The sequence below is a fragment of the Agromyces sp. NPDC056965 genome (assembly GCF_042673425.1).
Lineage (GTDB): Bacteria > Actinomycetota > Actinomycetes > Actinomycetales > Microbacteriaceae > Agromyces.
This window is the reverse complement of record NZ_JBHURI010000012.1, coordinates 39,326-65,157: the sequence shown is the minus strand read 5'-3', so window position 1 is coordinate 65,157 and position 25,832 is coordinate 39,326. Positions and strand designations below refer to the sequence as shown.

The window sequence follows — 25,832 nt, the reverse complement described above, 5'->3', positions numbered from 1 at the left end:
TTGCATGTGTTAAGCACGCCGCCAGCGTTCGTCCTGAGCCAGGATCAAACTCTCCAAAAAAAATGGTTCCAACACCATCCGAAGACGGCATCGAGCGTTTCAATCTCTGACTGAAAGAACAATCAAACTGACTGTCCATCAATCCAAAGGAATCCTCCCCCCACCAAAAGGCGAGGTCGGGGTTCAATAATTTGGCATTGAACATAGTGCACGCTGTTGAGTTCTCAAGGAACGGACGCACCCGAGTTTCAGTCTCTCGACCTGCCCTCAGGGCAACCTGTCTACCGTACCACTTCTTTTGCCGGACTCGATCACTCGATGTCACTCAGCCCTCGGATCTGAAGATCACCGGACTGACACAGCAGTTGTTCACACAACGAGAAACACGACCCGAAGATCATGTTCGTTCTGAAGTGGGGGTTTCATCTTAGGCTTGAAATCACCGAGTCGCAATGCAACTACGAGGCTATTTGGCTAAGAATCTCGCCGTCTCGGCCGGGAAGCCCTGATCTCTCAGCCGCTTCCCGCACCGCCGTGGCGATGAGTAAGAATTTACGCGGATCCCGGCACTCGGGCAAATCCGGCGCGCATCCCGGGTGTGTCGCGCTGAAATGCTGGGATCCGAGACATCCGTCAGTCGACGTTGTCGGGGTGCGAACCGACCCGGCCCTCGCGCTCGAGCGCCGTGATCGCCTGCACCTCGGCGTCGCTCAGCTCGAAGTCGAAGACGTCGAAGTTCTCGGCCATGCGCTCGCGCCGGTTCGACTTCGGGAAGAGGATGTGGCCGCGCTGCAGGTGCCAGCGGATCACGACCTGCGCGGGGCTCTTGCCGTGCGCGTCCGCGGCATCCGCGATCTCGGGCAGCTCGAAGAGCGGGTACTTGCCCTGACCGAGCGGGCCCCAGGCCTCGATCGCGATGCCGTGCTGCTCGGCGAATGCGGCGGTCGCCGGCTGCTGGTGGGCAGGGTGCAGCTCGATCTGGTCGACCGCCGGCACGACATCGGTCTCGGCGAGCAGCCGCTCGAGGTGCGGCACGAGGAAGTTCGACACGCCGATCGATCGCGCCCGGCCGCTCTCGCGGATCTGCTCGAGCGCCTTCCATGCCTCGACGTACCGGTCGCCCTTCGGCGAGGGCCAGTGGATCAGGTAGAGGTCGACGTAGTCGAGGCCCAGGCGATCGAGGCTCGCGTCGAACGCATCGAATGCCGACTGCGTGCCGTGGTCGGTGTTCCACAGCTTCGTGGTGATGAAGAGCTGTTCACGCGCGATGCCGGATTCGGCGAGCGCGGTGCCGACCCTCGCCTCGTTGCCGTAGATGCGCGCGGTGTCGATGTGGCGGTACCCCACCTCGAGCGCATCGCTCACGATGCGCACCGTCTCGTCGGGGTCGACCTTGAACACGCCGAAGCCGAGCTGCGGAATCGAGTGGCCGTCGTTGAGCTGGATGCGTGGAACGGAAGTCATGCTTCATCCCACCACGGCGCACCGGCCGTCGACGGCTCGGTTCGCTGCCCGCGAATCAGGCGGCGTCGGCCTCGTCGTCGGCGTTCGCATCGATGTCGGACAGCGGATGCCGCGTCGCGACCCGCTCCCCCGCGCGGATCGCGACCGGCCAGCGGTTGCCGAGCGGCGGCAGCGGGCAGACGTACTCGTCGGAGAATGCGCACGGCGGGAGGTAGGCGCGGTTGAAGTCGACGGCGACCGTGCCGTCGACGTCGGGTTCCGGCACCCGGAGGAACCGGAAGCGATAGCTCTCGCCCCCGCTCGTGGCATCGGCGAACACTGCTGAGAGACCCCGCTCGTCGCGGGTGACGGTGAGCACGACGGGGACGCCGTCGATCTCGAGCGCGATCTCGCCGCCGAGGCGATCGTTCGACTCGTGGCCGTCGACGGAGGTCACGTCGAGGGTCGCTCCGTCGTCTGCCGGCGTGAATCGGCCGATCACGACGCGTTCGCGCGACGGCGGGTACGCCTCGATCGCGACGAGCGAGGTGCGGCTCGGGGCATCCGGATCGATGACCCGGAGCGCGAGCGCGCCGTCGCGCTCGAACGCGCGCAGCCGCACGCCGTGGAGGTCGAGTTCCTCGCCGGGCGAGAGCCGCACCGCGGCACCGCTCGGCAGCACTCCGATGACGTCCGCCGACTCGGCGCGCCACCGGCCCGGAGCTCCGGCGAACTCGGCCGGATCGCTCGTGAGCCAGTGGGTGTGCCGCAGGGCCGCCGTGCCGTGCGGTGCGGAGACCGCCTGCCAGCGCGACTGCTGCCACTCGCGGAACGCGGTCTCGAACTCGTGCTCACCCATGTCGACACCGTAACCGCACGAGCGGGTCGGGCCGAATCGCATTCCTCAGGAGGCCAACGCCGAGTCGGGCAGGAACAGCAGCACGAGCGCCGGTGCACTCGTCATGAGGTTGACGAGGAGGTGGGCGATGATGATCGGCATCAGCCGGCGCTGGCGATGCACGATGAGGCCCGAGCCGAGACCCCAGACGAAGAACGCCGCGAGGTAGACGAGCACGGCGTCGGCGGTCGCGGCGTAGAAGACGTGCTGCAGGGCGAAGATCGCCGACGGCACGACGATCGCCCAGAACGTCGGCCATCGCCGCTCGAGACCCCACTGCGAGTAGCCGCGGTAGATGAGCTCCTCGGCGGGCGCGTTCAGGGGCGCGAACGTCACGACGGAGACGACCGCGAGCACCGTGAGCCACGCTCGGTTCAGCGGCGGAGCGGCATCGGCGTCGTAGAAGACCGTCTCGAAGCGCTCGAGCGCGGCGCCGCCGTGGAGCGCGAACATCACGCCGACGACCGCGAGGATGAACGGGAGCCACAGGACCGCGAGCCAGAGCAGCCCCCACAGCACGTCGCGTCCGAGTCGTCGCCATGAGAAGTCGATGAGGTCGCGGGCGCGCTGGCCCGAACGGTGCAGGGCTCGGCGCACGAGCACGATCGACAACACGTTCACCGGCAGCATCGTCGCCGCGGCGAACAGCATGCCGGGCGGGAACGGCCCGGGTTCCGTCGTCAGCGCGAGCGCGATCCAGGTCGCGACAGCCGCGAGACCGACGAGCCCGACCCGGGCGAACGGCAACCCGACGAGCGCCGCGACACCCGGAACGCGCGACGCGACCGGACTCACGGGCGCCTCGACCTCGGTCGACATGAGGGAGCTCTACCACGACCCCGCTCGCGCCGCAGGCGGATACGGCAGGGCTCAGAGGTTCTCGACCTCGGTCGACATGGGAGTTCTCCCACGACCCCGCTCGCGCCGCATGCGGATACGGCAGGGCTCGGAGGTTCTCGACCTCGGTCGACATGAGGGAGTTCTCCCACGACGCCGCTCGCGCCGCATACGATGGAGGGCTGTGCTTGCTGCGATCACCTACCCCGCCGAGCTGCCCGTCTCCCGGCAGCGTGAGGAGATCGCGCGCGCCATCCGCGAGAACCAGGTCGTCATCGTGGCCGGCGCGACCGGCTCGGGCAAGACCACGCAGCTGCCGAAGATCTGCCTCGAACTCGGCCGCGAGTCGATCGGCCACACGCAGCCCAGGCGGCTCGCCGCCCGCACGATCGCGGAACGCATCGCCGAGGAGCTCGGCGAAGAGGTCGGCGGGGTCGTCGGCTACCAGGTGCGCTTCACCGACAAGGCCAGCGCCTCGACCCGCATCAAGCTGATGACCGACGGCATCCTGCTGAACGAGATGCACCACGACCGGATGCTGCGCCGGTACGACACGATCATCATCGACGAGGCGCACGAGCGCAGTCTCAACATCGACTTCCTGCTCGGCTACCTCAAGCAGTTGCTGCCGAAGCGCCCCGACCTGAAGGTCATCGTCACGAGCGCGACGATCGATCCCGAGAGTTTCGCGCGGCACTTCGCGGATGCCGCAGGCGAGCCGGCCCCGATCATCGAGGTGTCGGGTCGCACCTTCCCCGTCGAGATCCGCTATCGCCCGCTCGTGGCAGAAGACTCGGCGAGCGACGACCCCGACGAGCCGGCGGGCCCCGCCGGCGGCGGCCGCGCCCCGGCCGACGACAAGGACTACCTGCAGGGCATCATCGAGGCGCTCGACGAACTCGACCGCGAACCTCGCGGCGACGTGCTGGTCTTCCTCTCGGGCGAGAACGAGATCCGCGACGCCGAAGAGGCGGTGCGCGGGCACTACTCCGGCCGCGGGGCATCCGTCACCGAGGTGCTGCCGCTCTACGGGCGCCTCTCGGCGGCCGACCAGCACCGCGTGTTCCAGCCCTCGACCGTCGCCGGCGTGCGCCGCCGGGTGGTGCTCGCGACGAACGTCGCCGAGACGAGCCTCACGGTGCCCGGCATCAAGTACGTGATCGACGCCGGCACGGCGCGCATCAGCCGGTACTCGGTGCGCTCGAAGGTGCAACGGCTGCCCATCGAGGCGATCTCGCAGGCCTCGGCGAACCAGCGCTCGGGCCGCTCGGGCCGAACGAGTGACGGCATCGCGATCCGCCTGTACTCCGAAGACGACTTCGCACGGCGTCCGGAGTTCACCGAACCCGAGGTGCTGCGCACGAACCTCGCCGCGGTCATCCTGCAGATGATCTCGCTCGGCCTCGGCGACATCGAGGCGTTCCCGTTCCTCACCCCGCCCGACGCCCGCGGCGTGAAGGACGGCGTCGAACTGCTGCGCGAGCTCGGGGCGGTCGATGCCCCGAGTGGCTCGGCCGCCGGCAACCGCCTGACGAAGGTCGGCCGCGCCCTCGCGAAACTCCCGATCGAACCACGATTCGGCCGGATGGTCGTGGAATCCAAGCAGCACGGCGTGAGCCGCGAGGTGCTCGCGATCGTCGCCGGACTCACGATCCAGGACCCGCGCGAACGTCCGCTCGAGCGCCGCCAGCAGGCCGACGAGCAGCACGCTCGCTTCGCCGACCCGACGAGCGACTTCATCACGCTCCTGAACCTGTGGAACCACCTCGAGACCCAGCAGCGCGAGCTCGGGTCGAGCGCGTTCCGACGCATGTGCAAGAACGAGTTCCTGAACTACCTGCGCGTGCGAGAGTGGAACGACGTCTACCGGCAGCTGCGCCAGATGAGTCGTCCGCTCGGACTCGAGATCGACGACAGGACCCCCGGCGGCGGGGCGGCTCCCGACGCCGACCTCATCCACAAGTCGCTGCTCGCCGGGCTCCTCAGCCACATCGGGTTGAAGGACTCCCCCGCGAGCACGACGCAGTCGGGCACGCGCGGCGCCGCGCCATCCGGCGGGCGCAAGCCCAAGGGCGAGTACCTCGGCGCCCGGCAGTCGCGCTTCCTGATCTTCCCGGGCTCGGCGCTCGCGAAGAAGCAGCCCGACGCGATCATGAGCGCCGAGCTCGTCGAGACGAGCCGGCTCTTCGCGCGCATGAACGCGGCGATCGATCCGGCCTGGGCCGAGCCCCTCGCGGGTTCGCTCCTCAAGCGCAGCTACAGCGAGCCGCACTGGGAGAAGCGGCAGGGTGCGGCGGTCGCCTACGAGAAGGTGACGCTCTACGGGGTGCCGATCGTCGCCCGCCGGCGGATCCAGCTCTCCCGCGTCGACCGGGCGTATGCGCGCGAGCTCTTCCTCCGCCATGCGCTCGTCGAGGGCGACTGGCCGAACGACATCCGCCGCGACCGGCTCTTCGACTTCGACCGCAGGAACCGGAAGCTGCGGGCCGAGCTCGAGGCCGTCGAGGAGCGCAGCCGTCGCCGCGACATCCTGTTCGACGACGAGGCGGTCTTCGAGTTCTACGACGCGCGCATCCCGGCCGACGTCACCTCGACCCGGCTCTTCGAGACCTGGTGGCGCGCGGCCAAGCAGGAGTCGCCCGAGCTGCTGACGATGACGGCCGAGGCGCTCGCCCCCGAGGATGCACCGGCGATCGACGAGGACGCGTTCCCGCCGAGCTGGCGACAGGACGACCAGACGCTCACGCTGCGGTACCGCTTCGAGCCGGGGGCATCCGACGACGGCGTCACCGTGCAGGTGCCGCTCGTGCTGCTCGCGCGGCTCCGCCCCGAGGGGTTCGACCGCCAGGTGCCCGGCCTCCGCACCGAGCTCGTCACCGCGATGATCAAGGCGCTGCCGAAGGTGATCCGGCGCAACGTCGTGCCCGCGGCCGACTGGGCCGCGAAGATCGTCGCCGAGCTCGGCGACGCGGATGCCCCGGCGGGCATGTCGTTCGCCGACGAGGTCGCCGGCGTGATCAAGCGGCTCACCCACACTCCCGTGACGGGCGCCGACTTCGCGATGGACCGCATCCCGCCGCACCTGCAGATGTCGTTCCGCGTCGTCGACGGACGGGGCAAGCAGCTCGCCGTCGGCAAGGACCTCCGGGCGCTCCAGGCGCAGCTCGCCGATCGGGCGCGCGACGCGGTGGCCGACACCTTCGCGGCACCCGCTCGCGGCGAGCGCGGACCGCGAGGGCCGCGCCAGGTCGACGGCCCGGTCACGCCCGGCTCGATCGCCGCCGCTGGAGAGGCGCCGGGCGCCGGCATCGAGCGCACGGGTCTCACGAGCTGGGACTTCGCCGAGCTGCCCCGCTTCGTCGACACCACGGTCGGCGGCAACCGGGTGCGCGCCTACCCGGCGCTCATCGACGACGGCACGGCCGTGAACATCAGGCTGCTCGCGACTCCCGAGGAGCAGGCGCGGGCGATGCCCGGCGGCATCCGTCGTCTGCTCATGCTCGCGACGCCGTCACCGGTCAACTACGTGCAGCAGCACCTCACGGGCAACGAGAAGCTCATCCTCGCGACGAGCCCGTACCCGAGCACCGCGGCCCTCTTCGCCGACTGCCTCGTGGCGTGCGTCAACGACGTGCTCTACCGCGTGAAGGACGACGGCATGCTCTTCACGAAGCTCGAGTTCGACACCGTGCGCGACCGCGTCTCGGGTGTCGTGATGGACACGATGTTCGAGACCGTCGGCCTCGTCGCCCGCACCCTCACCGCGCTCCGCAGCGCGGAGAAGACGGTGAAGTCGGCGACCAGCATGGCTCTGCTGCCGGCCTTGAGCGATGCCAAGGAGCAGCTCGCCGGCCTCGTCTTCCCGGGGTTCGTCTCGCGCACCGGCCTCGAGCGGCTTCGACACGTGCCGCGCTACCTCGAAGGCGTCACGATGCGCGTCGGCAAGCTCGTCGACAACCCGGGTCGCGACCGGGTGTGGATGAACGAGGTGCAGACGGCGCTCGCACGGTTCGCCGACGCGGGCGGCACGATTCCGCTGGCACCGGATGCACCGGCGAACGTCGTGCGCGCGCGCTGGCTCATCGAGGAGCTGCGCATCAGCCTCTTCGCGCAGGAGCTGCGCGCGGCCGAGAGCGTGTCGCTCCAGCGCATCACGAAGGTGCTGCAGGGCTGAGCCGGCGGGCCCGCCACCGCAGCACCTCCGCGACGGCTACAGGACCTTCGAGAGGAACGCCTGCGTGCGCGCGTGCTGCGGGTTCGCGAGGACCTCTCGCGGGTCGCCCGTCTCGACGACCACTCCGCCGTCCATGAACACGAGCGTGTCGGCGACCTCGCGGGCGAAGCCCATCTCGTGCGTGACGACGATCATGGTCATGCCCGTCTTCGCGAGCTCCTTCATCACGTCGAGCACCTCGCCGACGAGCTCGGGGTCGAGCGCCGACGTCGGCTCGTCGAAGAGCATGAGCTTCGGATCCATCGCGAGCGCCCGCGCGATCGCGACCCGCTGCTGCTGCCCGCCCGAGAGGTGGGCGGGATAGTAGTCGGCGCGCTCGGCGAGGCCGACGCGCGCGAGCAGCTCGTGAGCGCGCGCCCTGGCCTGCGACTTCGAGACGCCCTTGACCTGCGTCGGCGCCTCCATGACGTTCTCGAGGGCCGTCATGTGCGGGAACAGGTTGAACCGCTGGAACACCATGCCGATGTCGCGGCGCTGCTTGGCGGCATCCTTCGGGTGCATCTCGTACAGTTTGTCGCCGACCTCGCGATAGCCGACGGGCGAGCCGTCGACCGAGAGGCGACCGGACGAGACCTGCTCGAGGTGGTTGATGCAGCGCAGGAAGGTCGACTTGCCCGAGCCCGAAGGACCGACGAGGCAGAGCACCTCTCCTCGCTCGACCGCGAGCGAGATGTCCTTCAGCACCTCGTTGGAGCCGAAGCTCTTCGACACGTGCTCGGCGAGCACCATCGGCGCCGGCGATGCCGCTCGGCCCTCGGCGCCGGCCGGTGTGGTCTGAGCGCTCATCGAGCGTCTCCTCCTTGCTTGGCGGCGATCGACGTCTCGGCGATCTCCGCGTCGACGGCGCTCATCGCACCAGTGACGGGGCCCGGGCCGGTGTCGGGCCGTGCGCCGACCCCTCGGGCGAAGCGCTTCTCGAGGAAGTACTGGCCGACCATGAGCACCGAGGTGATGGCGAGGTACCAGATCGACGCGACGATCAAGAGCGGGACCGGTGCGAAGATCGCGGCGGAGATGTCGCGCGTTCGCGTGTACAGCTCGAGCGTGAACGGGACCGCGGTGACGAGCGAGGTCGTCTTCAGCATCGAGATGACCTCGTTGCCGGTCGGAGGGATGATCACGCGCATCGCCTGCGGCAGCACGATGCGGCGCATCGACTTGCCCCAGCTCATGCCGAGCGCGGTCGCCGCCTCGGTCTGGCCGGGGTCGACCGAGAGCAGGCCGGCGCGGACGATCTCGGCCATGTAGGCCGACTCGTTCAGCGCGAGGCCGATGACCGCGAGCCAGAAGGTGTTCAGCAGCGCGGTGGTCGGGTACGAGACCCACGGCTCCATGAACGGCACGCCGAGGTCGATCGAGGTGTAGATCGTCGACAGCAGCCCCCAGAACACGAGCTGCACGTACACCGGGGTACCGCGGAAGACCCAGAGCCAGACCCACGCGATCGACTTCAGCACCGGGTTCGGCGATTGCCGCATCACCGCGAGGATGACGCCGAGCACGACGCCGATGATCATCGAGAGCACCGTGAGCAGCAGGGTGAAGCCCGCCGCCTGCGAGACGCGCTGATCGAAGACGTACTTGCCGACGGTCGGCCAGTCGAACGCCTCGCGCTGCGCGGCGTCGATGATGAAGACGGCGACGACCGCGAGCAGCAGCACGGCGACGACGATGCGCCACGGATGCCGCAAGCGCACGACCTTCGTCGGGACCGGGGCGGCACCGGGGCCGCCCGCCGGCGCGGGCATCGTCGCCCGGCCGGAGGACGTGTCGTTCATCAGGTGCCCGCGTTGATCTCGATCGTGTCGACGGCGCCGGACTCGACGCCCCACTCGGCGAGGATGTCGCCGTAGGTGCCGTCGTCGATCAGCGACTGCATCGCGGCCTGGACGGCCGCGGCGAGCTCGGAGCCCTTCGCCACCGGGAAGCCGTACGGCGCGGAGTCGAACACGTCGCCGGCCGCCTCGAGCTTGCCGTCGGTCTGGGCGATCGCGTAGCCGGTGACGGGAGAGTCGGCGCTCATGGCGTCGGCCTGGCCGAGCACCACGGCGTTCGCCGCGGCATCCTGCGTGTCGAACGGGGTGATCTGGATCGCGGGCTTGCCGGCGTCGACGCAGGCCTGGCTCTTGGCGGGCAGTTCATCGGTGTGCTCGTACGTCGTGGCCTGCACGGCGACCTTCAGGCCGCAGGCGTCGTCGGGGTCGACGGTCTTTCCGGCGGGAGCGGCCCACAGGATGCCGGCGCTGTAGTAGTCGACGAAGTCGACCTGCTTCTGGCGCTCGGCGTTGTCGGTGAAGCTCGACATCCCGAGGTCCATCGTGCCGCCGGTGATCGACGGGATGATCTTGTCGAAGCTGGCGATCTCGTACTGGACCTCGAGGCCGAGCTTCGCGCCCAGGGCGTCGACGAGGTCGACGTCCCACCCGATCGGGTTGCCGTCGTCGTCCTTGTACTCGTTGGGCGGGTAGGCGGCGTCGGTGCCGACGACGAGCTTGCCGGAATCGGCGATCTCGGCGGGCAGCAGGGCCGCGGCGGCCTCGTCGACCGCGATCGTGGGGGCCGAGGCGTCGGTGTCGGCTTCGCCGCCACCGGTCGTGTTGTCGACACATCCGGAGAGGAGGAGGACCGCTGCTGCGGCCACGGTCGGGATGAGCAGTCGTCGGGAGTGCATGGGAGAACCTCTGTCATTGCGATGGGGATCGACGACGAAGACCCAGGCCCCGGCGCCGTTACAGAGAGAGCATATGTCACCTGCGGCGCGCGGGATCCGGCTCCGAGATCACGATCCGACCGTCGATAGAGTTGATCCCACTGTGGGAAGCTACTCCGAACTGCTCAGAACCTCGGGCGTCGCTCGCATCATCGCCGCCCAGCTGACGGCGCGCTTCCCGTCGGGCATGCTCTCGCTCGCGTTCCTGCTCCACGTCGAACAGCAGACGGGCTCGTACGGCGCCGCCGGACTCGTGCTCGCGGCGACCTCGATCGGCCAGGCCGTCGCCGGGCCGCTCACGAGCCGGCTCATGGGCCGGCTCGGCATGCGGCCCGTGCTCATCGCGACCCTCGCCGTCTGCGTCACGGCGATCGTCGCGATCGCGTTGCTCCCGCTCACGGTGCCCCTCTACATGGCGATCGGCCTCGTCGCCGGGCTCGCGAACCCGCCGGTGCAGCCGGCGGTGCGCACGATCTATCCCAAGATGGTGAACTCCCGTCAGCTCACCCCACTCTTCTCGCTCGACGCCTCGGCGCAGGAGATCATCTGGGTCGTCGGGCCCGTGGTCACGACGTTCGTTGCGACCCAGATCGGGACCGTCTGGGCGATCCTCCTGGCCGCGGTGCTCATGGTCGTCGGCGGCATCTGGTTCATCTCCTCGCCCGAGCTCGGCCGGGTGCGGATCCCGCGGTCGAAGCGGCGCTTCGGCGCGGTGCTCGGCCGCCCTCCCGTGATGCTCGCGACCATCGTCGGCTTCCTGCTGATCGGCGCCACCGCGGCGATCGAGGCCGGCGTCGTCGCGGTGTTCGGTCATGGCGGCGCCGAAGCCGGCATCGTGCTCGCGATCTTCGCGGTGGGCTCCCTCGCCGGCGGCCTCTTCCTCGGCCACGTGCCGATCGGGCCGTGGTCGACGGCCCGCCGCATGTTCATCGTCTTCGCGGGCACGGCGCTGGCCGCGGGCCTCATGGACTTCTGGTGGCTCTCGATCACCCTCTTCATCGCGGGCATCGGCATCGCCCCGGCACTCGCCGTGCTCTTCGCGATCGTCTCCGCGAGCGTGAAGTTCTCGGACACCGCCGAGGCGTACGGATGGGTCGGCACCGGCCAGCTCATCGGCGCCGCCCTCGGCTCGGCGCTCGCGGGCTTCCTCATCGACGGCAGCGGCCCGCAGGGAGCCTTCTGGGCCGCTGCGGCGCTCGCCTTCCTGGGCTTCCTCGTCGCCGTGCTGGGCAAGCGATGGCATCCCGACCTCCGAGGGCGCGACGCCAGCCCGATCCCCGACACCGAGCCGGTGCCGGCGCAGCCGAGCTGATGCTCCCGCGCCGACGCCCCCGCTGAGAGAAGCACCGGATGCCACGACCACTGCCCGCAGCTCCCCGACTCCCGCTCGCCGACGGCTCGAGCATTCCGCAGCTCGGGTACGGCCTGTACAAGGTGCCGGCAGCGGATGCCACGGGCCTCTGCCTCGACGCGATCGACGCGGGCTACCGGCACCTCGACACCGCGGCGTTCTACGGCAATGAACGCGAGGTCGGCGAGGCGGTGCGCGCATCGGGGCTCGCGCGCGACGAGCTGTTCGTGACGAGCAAGGTGTGGAAGGACGACAACGGCTACGATCAGGCGCTGCGCGCCTTCGACGAGTCGATGCGGCGGTTCGCGCTCGATCGGCTCGACCTCTTCCTCATCCACTGGCCGGTGCCGTCCACCGACCGGTACGTCGACACCTGGCGAGCGCTCATCCGCCTCCGCGACGAGGGCCGCGTGCGTTCGATCGGCGTCTCGAACTTCCACGCCCATCACATCGAGCGACTCGTCGCCGAGACGGGCGAAGCGCCCGTCGTGAACCAGGTCGAACTGCATCCGTGGCTGCCGCAGGCGGCGTTGCGCGAGTTCGACGCGGCCCACGGCATCCGCACCGAGGCGTGGTCGCCGCTCGCGCGAGGCCGCGTGCTCGGTACGCCGCTCCTCGACGAGATCGCCGCGAAGCACGGCCGGAGCCCGGCACAGGTCGTGCTGCGCTGGCATGTCCAACTCGGCAACGTCGTGATCCCGAAGGCAAGTCGCCCGGAACGCATCCGCGAGAACCTCGACGTCTTCGGCTTCGAGCTCGACGGCGACGACCTCGCGGCGATCGCCGCACTCGACAGCGGCGAGCGCACCGGTCGGGACCCCGACGACGACTGAATCGGGGCGGCGGAGCGACATCCGATCGTGACCCGACTCCCAGCCGAGTTCCAGACATCGCATTCCGGGCCGGCAATACAGTGAGCGCATGAGACGACGACTCGCACCGACGGCGGCCGTTGCAGCCGCGCTCACCGCCCTCCTGCTCGCCGGGTGCACGGCCGGTCAGAGCACCTCGACGGGCGAGCCCGGCGTCATGAGCGGCGAGATGGCGCCCGATGCCCCGCTGTCGGTCGAGGGCGGCGACGCCGCCGACGACGCGGTCGCCGACCGCAGCGTCGTCACGACCGGCTGGATGGCGATCACCGTCGACGACCCGATCGCCGCGGCGCAGCGCACCGCCGACATCGCCGATGCCTCGGGCGGACGCGTCGACAGCCGCAACGAGACCCCCGGCACCGACACGCAGACGCCCAGCGCGCGGCTCACGCTGCGCGTTCCGGCCGACGCGCTCGAGGCCGTCGTCGCCGACCTCCGCGAACTGGGCACCGTCACCTCCGTCTCGATGGACGCCACCGACGTGACCGCGCAGCGCCAGGACCTCGATGCGCGCATCGAAGCGCTCACCGCCTCCGTCGACCGGCTCCGGGAACTCCTCGGCACGGCGACGTCGATCACCGACCTCATCGCGATCGAGTCCGAGCTGACGACCCGGCAGGCCGAGCTCGACAGCCTGACGCAGCAGCGCGACGCGCTCGTCGACCAGGTCGACTACTCGACCCTCGGCGTCGAGCTCGTGACCGAGGCCCAGGCACCCGCCGCGGTGCCGGGCGACTTCTGGAGCGGCCTCGCTGCCGGCTGGAATGCGCTCGTGGTGTTCGGCGCGTGGCTGGGCGTCGCGATCGGCGTGCTGCTGCCGTGGCTCCTCGCCGCGGCCGTGATCGCCGCGATCGTGGTCGGGATCGTCCTGTCGTCGACGCGGCGGCGACGCGCCCGTCGAGCGGATGCCGCGGCATCCGTCGCCCCGCAGACCCCGCCGACGGCGGACTCGGCGCAGCCCGCGGTGCCCCCGCACGACCGGACGCCCGAGGCGTAGTCTGGCGGCGTGAGCACCACGCCTGAGACCCTGCTGAACGATGAGCTGCTCGAACGCTTCCGCGAGCGGGCCGCCCGGTACGACCGCGACAACGCCTTCTTCGACGAGGACCTCGCCGAGCTCCGGGAGACCGGCTACCTGACGGCCCTCGTGCCGCTCGAGCTCGGCGGCCTCGGCTGGACGTTCGCCGATGCCGTGCGCGGCCAGATGCGCCTCGCGGGCGCTGCGCCGGCGACCGCACTCGCCGTCAACATGCACCTCGTCTGGACCGGCGTCGCCAAGGTGCTGCGCGATCGCGGCGACGACTCGCTCGACTTCGTGCTGCGCGAGGCCGGCGCGGGCGAGCTCTTCGGCTTCGGCATCAGCGAGGCCGGCAACGACCTCATGCTCTTCGGCTCGCGCACGGTCGCAGAGCCCCAGGCCGACGGCGGGTACCGTTACACGGGCCGCAAGATCTTCACCTCGCTCTCGCCGGCATGGACGCGGATCGGCACGATGGGCCTCGACACCGCGTCGGCCGATGCGCCGAAGCTCGTCTACGGCTTCATCGACCGCGAGGATCCCGACGTGCGCATCCTCGACGACTGGGACACGATGGGCATGCGGGCGAGCCAGAGCCGCACGACCGTGCTCGACGGGGCGTTCGCGGCATCCGACCGCATCGTGCGCCGGCTCGACCCCGGGCCGAACGCCGATCCGCTCATCTTCGGCATCTTCGCGAACTTCGAACTGCTGCTCGCCTCGGTGTACGCCGGCATCGGCGACCGGGCCCTCGACCTCGCCGTCGCGGCGGCGCGCCGGCGCACCTCGATGAAGAACGGCGGCGCGCCGCTCTCCCAGGATCCCGACATCCGCTGGCGCATCGCCGATGCCGCACTTGCACAGGAGGCCATCGCGCCTCAGCTCCTCGCGATCGCGCACGACCTCGACGAGCTCGTCGACCACGGCTCGTTCTGGTTCGCGAAGCTCGTGGGCATCAAGGTGCGCGCGACCGAGACCGCGAAGCACGTCGTCGATCAGGCCGTGCGCGTCTCGGGTGGATCGACGTACTTCGCGGGCTCCGAGCTCGGCCGCCTCTACCGCGACGTGCTCGCCGGCATCTTCCACCCGTCGGACGACGAGTCCGCGCACTCGACGGTCGCGAACGCCTGGCTCGGCCCGATCGACTCGTGAGCCCGACCTCGGGTGCGCCCGCCCGGTAGACTCGACCGGGCGGCGCGGACCGCCACCGGAACTCTGGAGGTCGTTGTGAACGTCGTCACTTTCCTCATCTCGATGGGACTCTTCGTCTTCGGCATGTGGCTCATGGGCACCGCGCCCGTGATGACCGAGTTCCAGGCGCCCGTGTTCTTCGGCGGCATCGTCGCCGTGGCGCTCTCCCTGGCGATCCCGTTCCACCTCCTCGGTCGCAGCGACGGCGTCTGAGCCCCGACGTGCTGCCCGCTCGCGACACGCTCGTCACCTACCCCGACGGCGCACTCGACGCCGACACCGTAGTGCTGCACGTCGCACCGGCGGATGACGGCCGGATCGCCGTCGTCACCGAGGCGACGAGCTTCCACCCGGTCGACGCGGCGTGGCCCGACCAGCCGGCCGACACCGGGTCGCTGACGGTCGGCGCCGTCGAGATCCCGATCGTCGACGCCGTCGTCGCGGCCACCGACGGCGCCGAGCTCTTCCTCGGCGCCGACATCCCGGTGCGCAAGGGCACCGAGGGCTGGTCGTTCCTCGTCGCCCACCTCGTCGCAGACGGTTCCGCCGTCGCCGAGGGCGATGCGGTGACGGTGCGAGCGGATGCCTCGGCGCGCCGCGCCCTCTCGACCGGCCACACCGCCTGCCACGCGGCGGCGCTCGCCCTGAACGCCGCACTCGCCGGCAACTGGTCGAAGGCCGCCCGCGAAGACGCGCTCGGGGCACCCGACTTCGACGGCATCGCGATCGCGTCGAGCCGCATCGTGCCCGGCGGCTCGGTCGACGTGTACCGCCTGAACAAGTCGCTGCGCCGGGCCGGGTTCGACACGGCCTCGGTCGCCGCCGACGGGCTCGGCGAGCTCGCGGCATCCGTCACCGCGACGATCGCGGAGTGGGCCGCCGCCGGCGCCTCCGTGCGCATCGAGCGCGACGGCGACGGGCTCACCGACCGTCGGTACTGGGTCGCCGAACTGCCCGTCGGCACCGCGCGCATCGCGTGCGGCGGAACCCACGTCGCCTCGCTCCCGGAGCTCGGCGACGTGCGGGTCGAGTTGGAGGCCGGCGACGACGCGGGCACCCCCGTGCTGACGATGCGCACGCACACTGCGCCGCCGCGCTGAGCACCGCTGGCCGCGACACCTCCGCGCGGGGTTACGATTGCGGATGTGGGTATACGCATCGAGAAGGTCGACCTGCCCGGCATCGGCATTCGACACGACCTCGTCACCGAGAGCGGGCGGCGCATCAGCGTCGTGTCGCACCGTGACGGTGAACGCGACCTCGGGCTCTTCGATCAAGACGATCCCGACGCCTGCCGCGACTCCATTCCGTTGAACGACGACGAGGCCGCCGCCCTCGCCGACGTGCTCGGCGCCTCGGTCATGCTGAGCCGTCTCACGACGCTCAGCGACGAGACCGCAGGCCTCTACACCGAGCAGATCGCCCTGCCGACGGACTCGCCGTACCTGAACCGCACCCTCGGCGCCACGAAGGCGCGCACGCGCACGCACGCCTCGATCGTGGCCATCGTCCGCGACGGCGCGATCATCCCCTCGCCCACGCCCGCAGAGACACTGCGTGCTGGAGACGTCATCGTCGTCGTCGGAACACGTGAAGGACTCGACGGAGTAGCCCGGCTGCTCGCCAACGGCCCCGACTGAGGCCGGGCGTATGCACGAGACCACGCTGCTCCTCATCGAAGTCGGCGCGCTGCTTCTCGGCATGAGTCTGCTCGGGCGCCTCGCGCTCGCGTTCGGCATCTCGCCGATCCCGTTCTACCTCGTGCTCGGCCTCGCCTTCGGCGAGGGCGGGTTCATCGCGCTCGACGCGAGCGAGGAGTTCTTCCAGACGGGCGCCGAGATCGGCGTCATCCTGCTGCTCGCCCTGCTCGGCCTCGAGTACACCGCGTCGGAGCTCTTCGGCAGCCTGAAGTCGGCGCGCACCGCCGGCCTCATCGACGCCGCGCTCAACGCCGTGCCGGGTGCCGCGCTCGCCCTCCTGCTCGGCTGGGGTCCGGTCGCCGCGGTCGCCATGGCGGGCGTGACCTGGGTGTCGTCGTCGGGCGTCATCGCCAAGCTCCTGCGCGACCTCGGCCGGCTCTCGAACCGCGAGACGCCCGCGATCCTGGCGCTGCTCGTCATCGAGGACCTCGCGATGGCGTTCTACCTGCCCGTGCTCTCGGCCCTCGTCGTGGGCATGAGCCTCATGCAGGGCGCCGTCTCCGTCGCGATCGCGGTGAGCGTCGTCGCCGTCATCCTGTACGTCGCCCTGCGACACGGGCACATCGTCTCGCGGCTCTTCCCGGCCGACCACTTCGAGCCGTTGCTGCTCGGCGTGCTCGGCCTCACGATGCTCGTCGCCGGACTCGCGGCGGAGGTCAGCGTCTCGGCCGCGGTCGGCGCGTTCCTCGTCGGCATCGCACTGTCGGGGCGGGTCGCGGCGAACGCGAGCCAGGTGCTCACTCCGCTCCGCGACCTCTTCGCCGCGATCTTCTTCGTGTTCTTCGGGCTCACGACCGACTCGTCGGCGCTCCTGTCGATGCTGCCGGCGGCACTCGCCCTGGCCATCGTGACGATCATCACGAAGCTCATCACGGGCTCCTACGCCGCGCGGCGGGCCGGCGTCGGCACGCTCGGCCAGTGGCGGGCCGGGCTCTCGCTCGCACCGCGCGGCGAGTTCTCGATCGTCATCGCTGGGTTGGCGGTCGGCTCGGGCGTCGTGGCGCCCGAGCTCGCACCGCTCGCGACGGGCTACGTGCTCATCACGATCGTCGCCGGCACGTTCCTCGCCCGCGTGCCCGATGCACTCTGGTTCCGTGCGGCCGTGCGCCGGCGACGGGCGGCCTCCGGGGCGAGCTCGGCGCCGCCCGTCGCGTGAGCGCGTCGGCCCCGGGTCAGTCGATCGGGCGATCGGCGGATGCCGCGGCATCCGCTCGATCGGCCGCGGCCAGTTCGGTGCCGAGGTCGGCGACCGAGCTCAGCTCGGCGTCGGCGGCGTCCGAGGCCGCGAGCAGTTCCTTGACGCGCGGCACGACCTCGGTGGCGTAGAGCTCGATGCTGCGCATCATCGACTCGTGCGGCAGGGCGCCGTTCGAGTACTTCATGTCGAACCGGGTGGCCCCGATCGCGCGCATGGCCGCGGCGATCTTGACGGCGACCTTCTCGGGCGATCCCGCGTAGAGCGCGCCGTTCGGCCCCGCCTCGTCCTCGAAGTGGGCGCGGTCGACCGCACCCCAGCCGCGCTCGCGGCCGATGCGGTCGATGCTGACCTTGTAGTGCGGCCAGAGCGTGTCGAGCGCCTCGGCGTCGGTCTCGGAGATGAATCCGGGCGAGTGGATCGCGATCGGCTGGAGCGGGTTGCCGAACTGCTCGAGGGCGCGCCGGTAGAGGTCGGCGAGCGGAGCGAATCGTGCGGGGCTGCCGCCGATGATCGCGAGCACGAGCGGCAGGCCGTAGTGGGCGGCGCGCACGACGGACTCGGGGCTGCCGCCGACGCCGACCCACGTCTTCAGGCGGCCGTGCTCGACGGGCGGGAAGACGAGTTGGTCGGTGAGCGAGGAGCGGAGCTGGCCGCTCCACGTGACGGGCTCCTGCGGCAGGAGGGCGGAGAACAGGTTGAGCTTCTCCTCGAAGAGCTCCTGGTACTGGTTCAGCTCGAAGCCGAACAGCGGGAAGGACTCGATGAAGGAGCCGCGACCCAGGATGACCTCGGCGCGGCCGTTCGAGAGGCCGTCGAGGGTGGCGAAGCGTTCGAACACGCGCACGGGGTCGTCGGAGCTCAGCACCGTGACCGCCGAGCCGAGGTGGATGCGCTCGGTGCGGCCGGCGATCGCGCCGAGCACGACCTCGGGCGCCGAGACCGCGAAGTCCACGCGGTGGTGCTCGCCGAGTCCGAAGAAGTCGAGGCCGAGCCGGTCGGCGAGCACGGCCTCCTCCACGACGTTGCGCAGCACCTGGGCGTGCGGCAGCGGCGCGCCGTCGGCCCCGTTCGTCACATCGCCGAAGGTGTCGACCCCGAATTCGTACCGCTCAGACATCCCGATCCCTTTCCTTGCTTCCATGCGTTCGCATACAGAGTTCGGAACCACCGTCGGGATGAGACTATTCCCCCGAGGTCGCCGAGCGCACGGGCGCGGGAATGCGCACCGGCGATGGTGCGTTCATTTCCATGACGATGCATCTATCGGGTGCGGCGAGTGATGGGAGAATCAAGACGTGACGGATCGGCCGGTCATCGGAATCTACGGCGCGGGCAAGGTGGGCACAGCCCTCGCCCGCCTCCTCGTGGCATCCGGGCATCGCGTGCTCATCGCGGGTTCACCGCGCCAGACCACGCTCGACCTGCTCGTCGGCGTCGTCGCCCCCGGCGCTGAGGTGACCTCGCCCGAAGCCCTCGCCGCCACCGCCGACGTCATCATCGTGGCCGTGCCGTTCGGCAAGGCCGGCACGGTGCCCTGGGACGCGTTCGACGGCCGCATCGTCGTCGACGCGATGAACTACTGGCCGCCGGTCGACGGCAACATCGCCGAGGTCGACGACGACCCCCGCACGACGAGCGAGATCAACGCCGCACGCAACCCGCGCGCCCGCGTCGTGAAGTCGCTGAACCACCTCGGCTACCACGAGATGGAGGACGACAGCATGGCCGCCGGCTCCCCCCTGCGCCGCGCCCTCGCCGTCGTCGGCGATGACGCCGATGCCCGCGCCGTCGTCGCCGAGATCATCGACGAACTGGGCTTCGACCCGGTCGACGGCGGCGAGCTCGGTCACGGCGTCGCGCTCGAGCCCGGCCACCCGGCGTTCGGCCGTGAACTCTCGGCCGCCGAGCTCGCGGCGCTCCTCACGCCGGCCGTGCACCTCGCCGCCTGAGCCCGGCGCGAGTGGCGTCATCCGCTCGCTTAGGGTGAGTGGATGCCCGAACCAGTGACCGTTCGCGACGGCTCGGCCGAGCGCCTCTCCCGCATGGTGCAGCTGCCGACCGTGTCGGCCGAGCTCGCCGAACGCGGCCTCGCCGACTTCGACCGATTCCGACTGCTCATCGCCGAGCTCTACCCGCTCGTGCACGAGCGCCTCGACTTCGAACAGGTCACCGAGCTCGGCCTCCTCTTCCGCTGGCGGGGGCGCAGCGATGCCGACCCCGTCGTGCTGATGGCCCACTTCGACGTCGTGCCGGTCGACGAGCGCGACGGATGGCGCTTCCCGCCGTTCGAGGGCCGCATCGCCGACGGATCGGTGTGGGGCCGCGGCACCCTCGACGACAAGGGCCCACTGCTCGTCGTGCTCGAGGCCGTCGAGAACCTGCTCGCCGACGGGTTCACCCCGGCGCGCGACGTCTACCTCTCGTTCGGCGGCAACGAGGAGAGCCACGGCGCCGCAGCCGTGGCGATCGCGGCCCTGTTCCGCGAGCGCGGCATCACCCCGTGGCTGGTGCTCGACGAGGGCGGTGCGGTCGTCGACGCTCCCCTTCCGTTCGTGCAGGTGCCCGCCGCGATGGTCGGCGTCGGCGAGAAGGGCGTGCTGACCGTCCGGTTGACCGCTCGCGGCGACGGGGGCCACGCCTCCGCGCCGCCGAGGACCACGCCGACCGCGCGCATCGCCCGCGCCGTCGACCGGCTCGCGCCGAACCCGTTCCCGAAGCGCATGCCCCGTTCGATGCGGGCCATGCTCTCGAGCTTCGTACCGCACACGCGGGGCGCCTCTCGGCTGCTGCTCCGCCTGCTCATCGCCCTCCCGTGGGTGACGGCACGCGTGTTCTCGCGACTCGGCGGCGAGCCCGCGGCCCTCGTGCACACGACCGTCGCCGCCACGATGCTCGAGGCCGGCACCGCCGACAACGTGCTCCCGTCGCAGGCGACGGCGACGCTGAACCTGCGCATCGCCGTCGGCGAGACGGTCGAGTCGGTCGTCGCGCACCTGCGCCGCGTCATCCGCGACCCCGAGGTGGAGGTGACGGTCGTCGACGGCGGCGACCCGTCGCCCGAATCGCCGACCGACTCCGCGCAGTTCGCGGCGATCGCGTCGGCCGTCGCGGCCTCGTATCCCGAGGCGGTGACCGCGCCGTACCTCATGATGGCGGCCACCGATTCGCGGTACTTCCACCGCTTCTCCCCTGCCGTGTACCGCTTCGCGCCGATCGCTATGACGGCCGCGCAGCGCGCCGCCATCCACGGGGTCGACGAGTGGGTGACGATCGACAGCCTCGAGCGCGGCGAGCGATTCCACCGCGCCCTCATCACCGCGATTCCCGAGTGAGACGGATGACCCATTAGGGTGAATCCACCCCGTCCCGAAGGAGCCCCGATGTTGCGTGCTGCCAGACTCGGTCCCGTCGCCGCGATCGTCGGATTCCTCGCCTTCGTCGAGTTCACGAGCGGCATCCTGCAGGGCTACTACACGCCACTGCTGACCGACATCGCACGTCACCTCGGCATCCACGACGCCGACGTCAACTGGCTCGAGGGCACGCAGCTCATGCTCTCGGCCCTCGTCGTGCCGGCCTTCGCGAAGCTCGGCGACATGGTCGGCCACAAGCGGATGCTCGTCTGGTCGACCGCGGTCACGGCCATCGCCTCGATCGCGCTCGCCTTCACCGACCAGTTCTGGGTGTTCCTCGTCGCCTGGGCGCTGCAGGGCTTCTACGTCGTCTGGCTGCCCCTCGAGATCGCCCTCATCTGGTCGCGCAGCCGCTCGGCCGAGCGGCCCGCGGCGATGACCCGCAAGGCCGCCGGCCTGCTCGTCGCCGCGCTCGAGCTCGGCGCGATCGCCGGTGCCCTCTCGGCAGGCGCACTCGCCGAGCTGCTCCCCATGCAGGTGCTGCTCCTCGTCCCTGCCGTCGCGGTGGTCGCCTGCTTCTTCGTCGTGCTCTTCGGGGTGAAGGAGTCGCCCGACCTCACGGGCGGCACGCTCGACACCGGCGGCCTCATCCTCATCTCGCTCGCCCTGCTCTCGCTCACCGGCGGGCTCAGCTTCATGCGCCTGAACGGCCCGGCCGACCTGCTCTCGTGGGCGCTCGTGGCGCTCGGCGCCCTGCTCGTGATCCCCTTCGCCCGCTACGAGCTGAAGCACCCCGACCCGCTCATCGACGTTCGCATGTTCCGCGAGCCCACCCTGTGGCCGATCTTCCTCACCGCCGGCCTCTTCGGCGTCAGCGTGCTCGGCGCCCAGGCACCGCTCTCGACGTTCGCCCGCACGGATGCCTCGGCGTACGGCTTCGGCCTCAGCGCGACGACCGGGCAGACGTCGATCCTCGTCGGGGCCTACGTGCTGTCGCTCGTCGTCGGCGCGATGCTCTTCCCGCTCGCGACCCGGTGGGTCACGCCGCGCGTCGCGCTCATCGGCGCCAGCTCGCTCGTCGCGATCGGGTACCTGCTGTTCCTGCCGTTCCACGACGGGTACGCGCAGGTGCTCGCGAACATGGTCATCGCGGGCATCGGCTCGGGCGCCCTCGTCGCCGCCCTCCCCGCTGCGGCAGCGGCGGCAGCGCCGGCCCACCAGACCGGGGTCGCGACGGGCCTCACGAACTCGGTGAAGACTGTCGGCGGCGCGATCGCGTCGTGCGTGTTCGGCATCGCACTGCTCGGCGCCGCCGGGGAGGCCGCCACGGGCACCGCGGGCGCCTTCGGCGGCTACGTGACCGTGTGGCTCGTGTGCGGCCTCACTGCGGCCGTCGCGGCCGTGCTGCTCGCCTTCGTGCCGAAGCTCGCGTTCTCGGACGCCCCTGTCGTGGAGGCCGCTGCCGCCGTACGCTGATCCCGACGACGGGAGGCGCGATGTCGGATGCCGCGGAGCTCATCGCGGCCCTCGAGGCGCTCGCGAGCGACGAGGAGCGGGAGAAGTACACCCGGTACTTCCCGCCCGACCCCGACGCCCCGTTCATCGGAGTGCGCATGGGCGCCGTGTTCGAGCTCGCGAAGACCGCGCTCGACCTTCCGCCGGGTGAGCTCGAGACGCTGCTCGAGCAGCCCACCCACGAGGTGCGCGCCCTCGCCTGCAGCATCATGGGCAAGTGCGCGGCTCGGCCGAAGACCACCGAGGAGCGACGCGCGGAGCTGTACGGGCTCTACCTGCGCCGCCACGATCGCATCGACCAGTGGGACCTCGTCGACCTCGCCGCCCGTGACGTCGTCGGCGGGTACCTGCTCGAACGCGACCGAGCGCCGCTCGCCGAGCTCGCGTCATCCGCGTTCTGGCCGGAGCGCCGCACCGCGCTCGTCGCGACCTTCGCCTTCCTCCGCCGCGGCGAACTCGACGACGCCTACAAACTCGCGGAGTCGCTCGCCGACGATCCCGAGCCGCTCGTGCAGAAGGCGCTCGGCTGGGTGCTCAGGGCCGCGGGCGACCACGACCGCGACCGCCTCACCGCCTTCGTCGAGCGGCACGCGGCGACGATGCCGCGCGTTGCGCTGCGCGCCGCGATCGAGCACTACGACAGGCCCGAGCGGGCGCGCATCCTCACGATCCGCTGAGGACGCGGCGGGTCAGTCCGCTTCCTCCGCCGGCGGCTCGCCGAGCGCGCTCCGCTGCCGACCGCGCGCACCGAGGTCGAGCACGCCGATCGCGAAGGCCACCGCCACGAGCACGGCGACGGCGATCATGCCCATGGCATAGGCGTCGCGGTAGACGGACAGGTCGGGCTCGCCGCTCGACTCCCGGTAGATCGTCGAGTAGAAGAGCGAGAGGGTGATCGCCGTGCCGATCGCCGTGCCGATGCGCTGGCCGAGCTGGCCGACGGATCCGGCGAGCCCTCCCTGCTTCACCGGCACGTCGGCGAGGGCGAGCGTCTGGTTCGGGGAGATCACGAATCCGCCGCCCGCTCCGCTGAAGACCATGGCGATGGCGATCGCCCACGGCGTCAGCTCGGGCGGCGTCGCGAAGACGGCGAGCACCGAGAGGCCGATGCCGACGAGCAGCAGCACGAGCCCCCACACGACGAGCGGTCGGCCGATCCGGTTCACGAGATTGCCGCCGACGTACGAGGTCACCGCGCTCACGAGCGCGAATCCGATGGTGACCATGCCCGCGTAGACCGCGGCGAGCCCGAGGCCGTGCTGCAGGTAGAGCGTCGTGAGCAGGAACATCGGCGGCAGCGCGGCGAAGTAGACGCTCGCGAGCGCGGTGCCGTTGCGGTAGGAGCTGATGCCGAAGAGCGCGAGGGGCACGAGCGGATGCTTCCCGCTCGCCGCGTAGCGCCGCTCCCACACGAGGAACGCGGTGAACGCGAACACGAAGATCACGAGCACCCACCACCGGGCCGGGTCGTCTTCGGGAGATCCGGTCGTGAAGAGGAACGGCCACATGAGCGACACCACGCTGATGCCGAAGAGGGCGATGCCGACGGGGTCGAGCGACAGGGGCTTGCCCGACGGATGCCTCGTCAGCGGCAGCAGCCAGATCGCCAGCACGATCGCCGCGAGGGCGAGCGGCACGTTGATCCAGAAGATGCCGCGCCATCCGTCTTCGGGTCCGCCGATCGCGATCATGAGCCCGCCGAGGGTCGGACCGAACGCGGTCGCGAGGCCGATGGTCGCCCCGAACAGGCCGAACGCCTTGCCGCGCTCCTTGCCGTGGAAGAGCTCCTGGATGAGGCCGAGCACCTGCGGCATCTGGATGCCGGCGGCGACGCCCTGCAGAAGCCGCGCGATCAGCAGCACCGTCGCGTTCGGCGCGAGCGCCGCGATGCAGCTCGTGAGCGTGAAGAGGCTGAGGCCGACGATGAAGAGGGTCTTGCGCGAGCGCTGGTCGCCGATGCGCCCGGCCGGCACGAGCGTGAGGCCGAACGTGAGCACGTACCCCGCGACGATGAGCTGCAGCTCGGTCGAGCCGGCGTCGAACGCGTCCTCGATCGCGGGCAGCCCGACGTTGACCTTCGAGAGGTCCATGATCGTGAGCGCCGCGACGGCGACGCACACCCAGTACGCGCGCCAGCGGTGCGCTTCGGAGACGGGGATCGAGCGAGTGGCCGGCGCGTCTGACATCGCCACAAGCCTACGCCCCGGGGTGGAGCCCGCCCGGCGCCCCGCCTTGCCGCCGCAACGCAGAAGTCCCCGCCCGATCAGGGCGGGGACTTCTGCTGCACGGTGGACCCTAGGAGATTCGAACTCCTGACCTCCTCGATGCGAACGAGGCGCGCTACCAACTGCGCCAAGGGCCCGAGCGAGAAAAAGCCTATCATCCCGCAGTCGGTGGTTCAGACCATACGGACCGCTCGGCTCGATCAACCGGCCTGGCGCCGACGACGCAGGACGGCGTCGAGGTCGTCGAAGCCCGCGTGCGCCTCGTCGACGATGCCCATGCGCGCGTACGGGCTGACGGGAACGTCGTCGTGGACCTGCGGCGCGACACGAGCGCGAGCTGCGGATGCCGCGGCCGCCGCGGCGGGCGCGGCGGGCGCGATGACCGGCAGCTCAGGCTCGAGCTCGGCGGCACGACGCGCGATGTCGTCGCCGATCTCTGCCCGCTTGAGTTCGGCCGCCGCGTCGATGGAGGCCATCGCCATCGCGGCGATCGTGCCTCTGGAGAGGTGCAGCGGCTTCGGCAGCGGCTGCGGAACCCAGCCGTCTGCCGGCGACTCGGTCTCGACGAGGTCGATGGGCTCGAACGGCGCCGCCTCGGCGGTGGCCGCCGGTCGCGCCGCCACGGGAGCCGCGGGTCGCACCCGCGCGAGCCGGACGAGTCCCGCGAGCGCGAGAGCGACGCCGAACGCGCCGATCACCGGGGCGATGAGCGATGCGCCGAACGCGGCAGCGACGCCGCCGCCGATGACCGTGAGCAGGGAGACGAGCAGGACGAGCGAGCACACGGCCCGCCCACGGCGCAGCCGCTTGCGTGCAAGCGCACTCGCAGCACTGCGGGCGACCGGTACGGGCGCGCTCGGCGGCTCGACGGGAGCGATGATGGCGATCGGCTCGGTCGCCGCTGCGTGGGCGGCGAGCACGACGCCCACACGGAGGCGCGCGGCATCCACTGCGCCCTCTGCGGCCCAGCGCTCTGCGAGCGCCTCCCGCTCCTCGGCCTCCGCCGTGAGCCGGGCCGTCGCCTCGCGCTGCTGCAGGATGCGCTGCTGCGCTGCAACCTCGCGAGCCGTCGCCTCGACCCTGACCGCCTCGGGCGTCTCGGCCGTCTCAGCGAGGATGCGGAGCGTCTGCTGGAGCCGCACGGCGTTGCGTTCGGTGGCCATGTACTGGCGACGACGCAGCCAGTTCGGCAGGAGGTACGCGATCCACAGCGCGGCCGCCACGGCCACGAGCAGTCCCCCACCGATCACGTCCATGGGACAACGCTAGGTCACTGCATGCCTTCAG

General features: G+C 70.7%; 22 protein-coding genes, 1 tRNA gene and 1 rRNA gene. 13 read left to right on the top strand and 11 right to left on the bottom strand.

Annotated features, from left to right (window positions below):
- The 4 genes from ACFTQE_RS04930 to ACFTQE_RS04915 form a co-directional block, all read right to left on the bottom strand.
- Positions 1-60: ribosomal RNA gene (locus ACFTQE_RS04930) — 16S ribosomal RNA — on the bottom strand; the annotation flags it as partial.
- A 573-nt stretch (positions 61-633) separates the two neighbouring features.
- Positions 634-1,464: an aldo/keto reductase gene (locus tag ACFTQE_RS04925; protein WP_376924016.1), complete on the bottom strand. Its 831-nt coding sequence runs from the start codon at positions 1,462-1,464 to the stop codon at positions 634-636.
- Between the two features lie 55 nt (positions 1,465-1,519).
- The gene (locus ACFTQE_RS04920) at positions 1,520-2,302 is read right to left on the bottom strand and encodes a DUF1684 domain-containing protein (protein WP_376924015.1); all 783 of its coding nucleotides are present in this window, start codon (positions 2,300-2,302) and stop codon (positions 1,520-1,522) included.
- Between the two features lie 45 nt (positions 2,303-2,347).
- Positions 2,348-3,160 carry a CPBP family intramembrane glutamic endopeptidase gene (locus ACFTQE_RS04915; RefSeq protein WP_376924014.1) on the bottom strand — a complete coding sequence of 271 codons (813 nt, stop codon included), beginning with the start codon at positions 3,158-3,160 and terminating at the stop codon, positions 2,348-2,350.
- Positions 3,161-3,362: 202 nt separating this feature from the next.
- Between ACFTQE_RS04915 and hrpA the strand changes: the two genes are divergently transcribed.
- Positions 3,363-7,352 (top strand): ATP-dependent RNA helicase HrpA, encoded by a 3,990-nt coding sequence (hrpA, locus tag ACFTQE_RS04910; RefSeq protein ID WP_376924013.1) that lies wholly within the window; start codon positions 3,363-3,365, stop codon positions 7,350-7,352.
- A 36-nt stretch (positions 7,353-7,388) separates the two neighbouring features.
- On the opposite strand, the gene ACFTQE_RS04905 is transcribed toward hrpA, so the two are convergent.
- The 3 genes from ACFTQE_RS04905 to ACFTQE_RS04895 are packed head-to-tail and all read right to left on the bottom strand — an operon-like array spanning position 7,389 to position 10,083.
- Positions 7,389-8,141 (bottom strand): amino acid ABC transporter ATP-binding protein, encoded by a 753-nt coding sequence (locus ACFTQE_RS04905; protein WP_376924017.1) that lies wholly within the window; start codon positions 8,139-8,141, stop codon positions 7,389-7,391.
- A gap of 53 nt (positions 8,142-8,194) precedes the next feature.
- Complete coding sequence (locus tag ACFTQE_RS04900; RefSeq protein WP_376924012.1) at positions 8,195-9,190, bottom strand: amino acid ABC transporter permease; 996 nt, start codon at positions 9,188-9,190, stop codon at positions 8,195-8,197.
- Complete coding sequence (locus ACFTQE_RS04895; protein WP_376924011.1) at positions 9,190-10,083, bottom strand: ABC transporter substrate-binding protein; 894 nt, start codon at positions 10,081-10,083, stop codon at positions 9,190-9,192. Before ACFTQE_RS04895 ends, ACFTQE_RS04900 begins: the two co-directional genes overlap by 1 nt.
- 142 nt (positions 10,084-10,225) lie before the next feature.
- Here ACFTQE_RS04895 and ACFTQE_RS04890 point away from each other — a divergent pair, with 142 nt between their 5' ends.
- The 8 genes from ACFTQE_RS04890 to ACFTQE_RS04855 all read left to right on the top strand — a co-directional run bounded on the left by ACFTQE_RS04890 (position 10,226) and on the right by ACFTQE_RS04855 (position 17,410).
- On the top strand, positions 10,226-11,434 hold the full coding sequence (locus ACFTQE_RS04890; protein WP_376924010.1) for an MFS transporter: 1,209 nt from the start codon (positions 10,226-10,228) through the stop codon (positions 11,432-11,434).
- 38 nt (positions 11,435-11,472) lie between these two features.
- A complete protein-coding gene (locus ACFTQE_RS04885) occupies positions 11,473-12,306 on the top strand; it encodes an aldo/keto reductase (RefSeq protein ID WP_376924009.1) in 834 nt (277 codons plus the stop codon).
- Positions 12,307-12,394: 88 nt separating this feature from the next.
- Positions 12,395-13,342 carry a DUF4349 domain-containing protein gene (locus ACFTQE_RS04880; protein WP_376924008.1) on the top strand — a complete coding sequence of 316 codons (948 nt, stop codon included), beginning with the start codon at positions 12,395-12,397 and terminating at the stop codon, positions 13,340-13,342.
- A gap of 9 nt (positions 13,343-13,351) precedes the next feature.
- Positions 13,352-14,515 carry an acyl-CoA dehydrogenase family protein gene (locus ACFTQE_RS04875; protein WP_376924007.1) on the top strand — a complete coding sequence of 388 codons (1,164 nt, stop codon included), beginning with the start codon at positions 13,352-13,354 and terminating at the stop codon, positions 14,513-14,515.
- Positions 14,516-14,590: 75 nt separating this feature from the next.
- Positions 14,591-14,767: a hypothetical protein gene (locus ACFTQE_RS04870; RefSeq protein ID WP_204460525.1), complete on the top strand. Its 177-nt coding sequence runs from the start codon at positions 14,591-14,593 to the stop codon at positions 14,765-14,767.
- Positions 14,768-14,775: 8 nt separating this feature from the next.
- Positions 14,776-15,654 carry a metal-dependent hydrolase gene (locus tag ACFTQE_RS04865; protein ID WP_376924006.1) on the top strand — a complete coding sequence of 293 codons (879 nt, stop codon included), beginning with the start codon at positions 14,776-14,778 and terminating at the stop codon, positions 15,652-15,654.
- Positions 15,655-15,699: 45 nt separating this feature from the next.
- Positions 15,700-16,194, top strand: a complete 495-nt coding sequence (locus ACFTQE_RS04860) for a cation:proton antiporter regulatory subunit (RefSeq protein WP_376924005.1) — start codon at positions 15,700-15,702, stop codon at positions 16,192-16,194.
- Positions 16,195-16,204: 10 nt separating this feature from the next.
- Positions 16,205-17,410 (top strand): cation:proton antiporter, encoded by a 1,206-nt coding sequence (locus ACFTQE_RS04855; protein WP_375838306.1) that lies wholly within the window; start codon positions 16,205-16,207, stop codon positions 17,408-17,410.
- A 16-nt stretch (positions 17,411-17,426) separates the two neighbouring features.
- Here the strand turns inward: ACFTQE_RS04855 and ACFTQE_RS04850 are convergent, their stop codons facing one another.
- Positions 17,427-18,569 (bottom strand): LLM class flavin-dependent oxidoreductase, encoded by a 1,143-nt coding sequence (locus tag ACFTQE_RS04850; RefSeq protein ID WP_376924004.1) that lies wholly within the window; start codon positions 18,567-18,569, stop codon positions 17,427-17,429.
- A gap of 178 nt (positions 18,570-18,747) precedes the next feature.
- Between ACFTQE_RS04850 and ACFTQE_RS04845 the strand changes: the two genes are divergently transcribed.
- From ACFTQE_RS04845 to ACFTQE_RS04830, 4 genes are read left to right on the top strand one after another with little or no spacing between them, the layout of a single operon-like run.
- Positions 18,748-19,401 carry an NADPH-dependent F420 reductase gene (locus tag ACFTQE_RS04845; protein ID WP_376924003.1) on the top strand — a complete coding sequence of 218 codons (654 nt, stop codon included), beginning with the start codon at positions 18,748-18,750 and terminating at the stop codon, positions 19,399-19,401.
- Between the two features lie 42 nt (positions 19,402-19,443).
- The gene (locus tag ACFTQE_RS04840) at positions 19,444-20,784 is read left to right on the top strand and encodes a M20/M25/M40 family metallo-hydrolase (RefSeq protein WP_376924002.1); all 1,341 of its coding nucleotides are present in this window, start codon (positions 19,444-19,446) and stop codon (positions 20,782-20,784) included.
- A 48-nt stretch (positions 20,785-20,832) separates the two neighbouring features.
- Complete coding sequence (locus tag ACFTQE_RS04835) at positions 20,833-22,281, top strand: MFS transporter (RefSeq protein WP_376924001.1); 1,449 nt, start codon at positions 20,833-20,835, stop codon at positions 22,279-22,281.
- Positions 22,282-22,301: 20 nt separating this feature from the next.
- Complete coding sequence (locus ACFTQE_RS04830; RefSeq protein ID WP_376924000.1) at positions 22,302-22,997, top strand: DNA alkylation repair protein; 696 nt, start codon at positions 22,302-22,304, stop codon at positions 22,995-22,997.
- A 12-nt stretch (positions 22,998-23,009) separates the two neighbouring features.
- Here ACFTQE_RS04830 and ACFTQE_RS04825 read toward each other — a convergent pair whose 3' ends face one another.
- The 3 genes from ACFTQE_RS04825 to ACFTQE_RS04815 form a co-directional block, all read right to left on the bottom strand.
- Positions 23,010-24,506 (bottom strand): MFS transporter, encoded by a 1,497-nt coding sequence (locus ACFTQE_RS04825; RefSeq protein WP_376923999.1) that lies wholly within the window; start codon positions 24,504-24,506, stop codon positions 23,010-23,012.
- Between the two features lie 103 nt (positions 24,507-24,609).
- Positions 24,610-24,682, bottom strand: a tRNA-Ala gene (locus ACFTQE_RS04820).
- 63 nt (positions 24,683-24,745) lie between these two features.
- Complete coding sequence (locus ACFTQE_RS04815; protein WP_376923998.1) at positions 24,746-25,801, bottom strand: hypothetical protein; 1,056 nt, start codon at positions 25,799-25,801, stop codon at positions 24,746-24,748.
- Positions 25,802-25,832 lie beyond the last annotated feature (31 nt).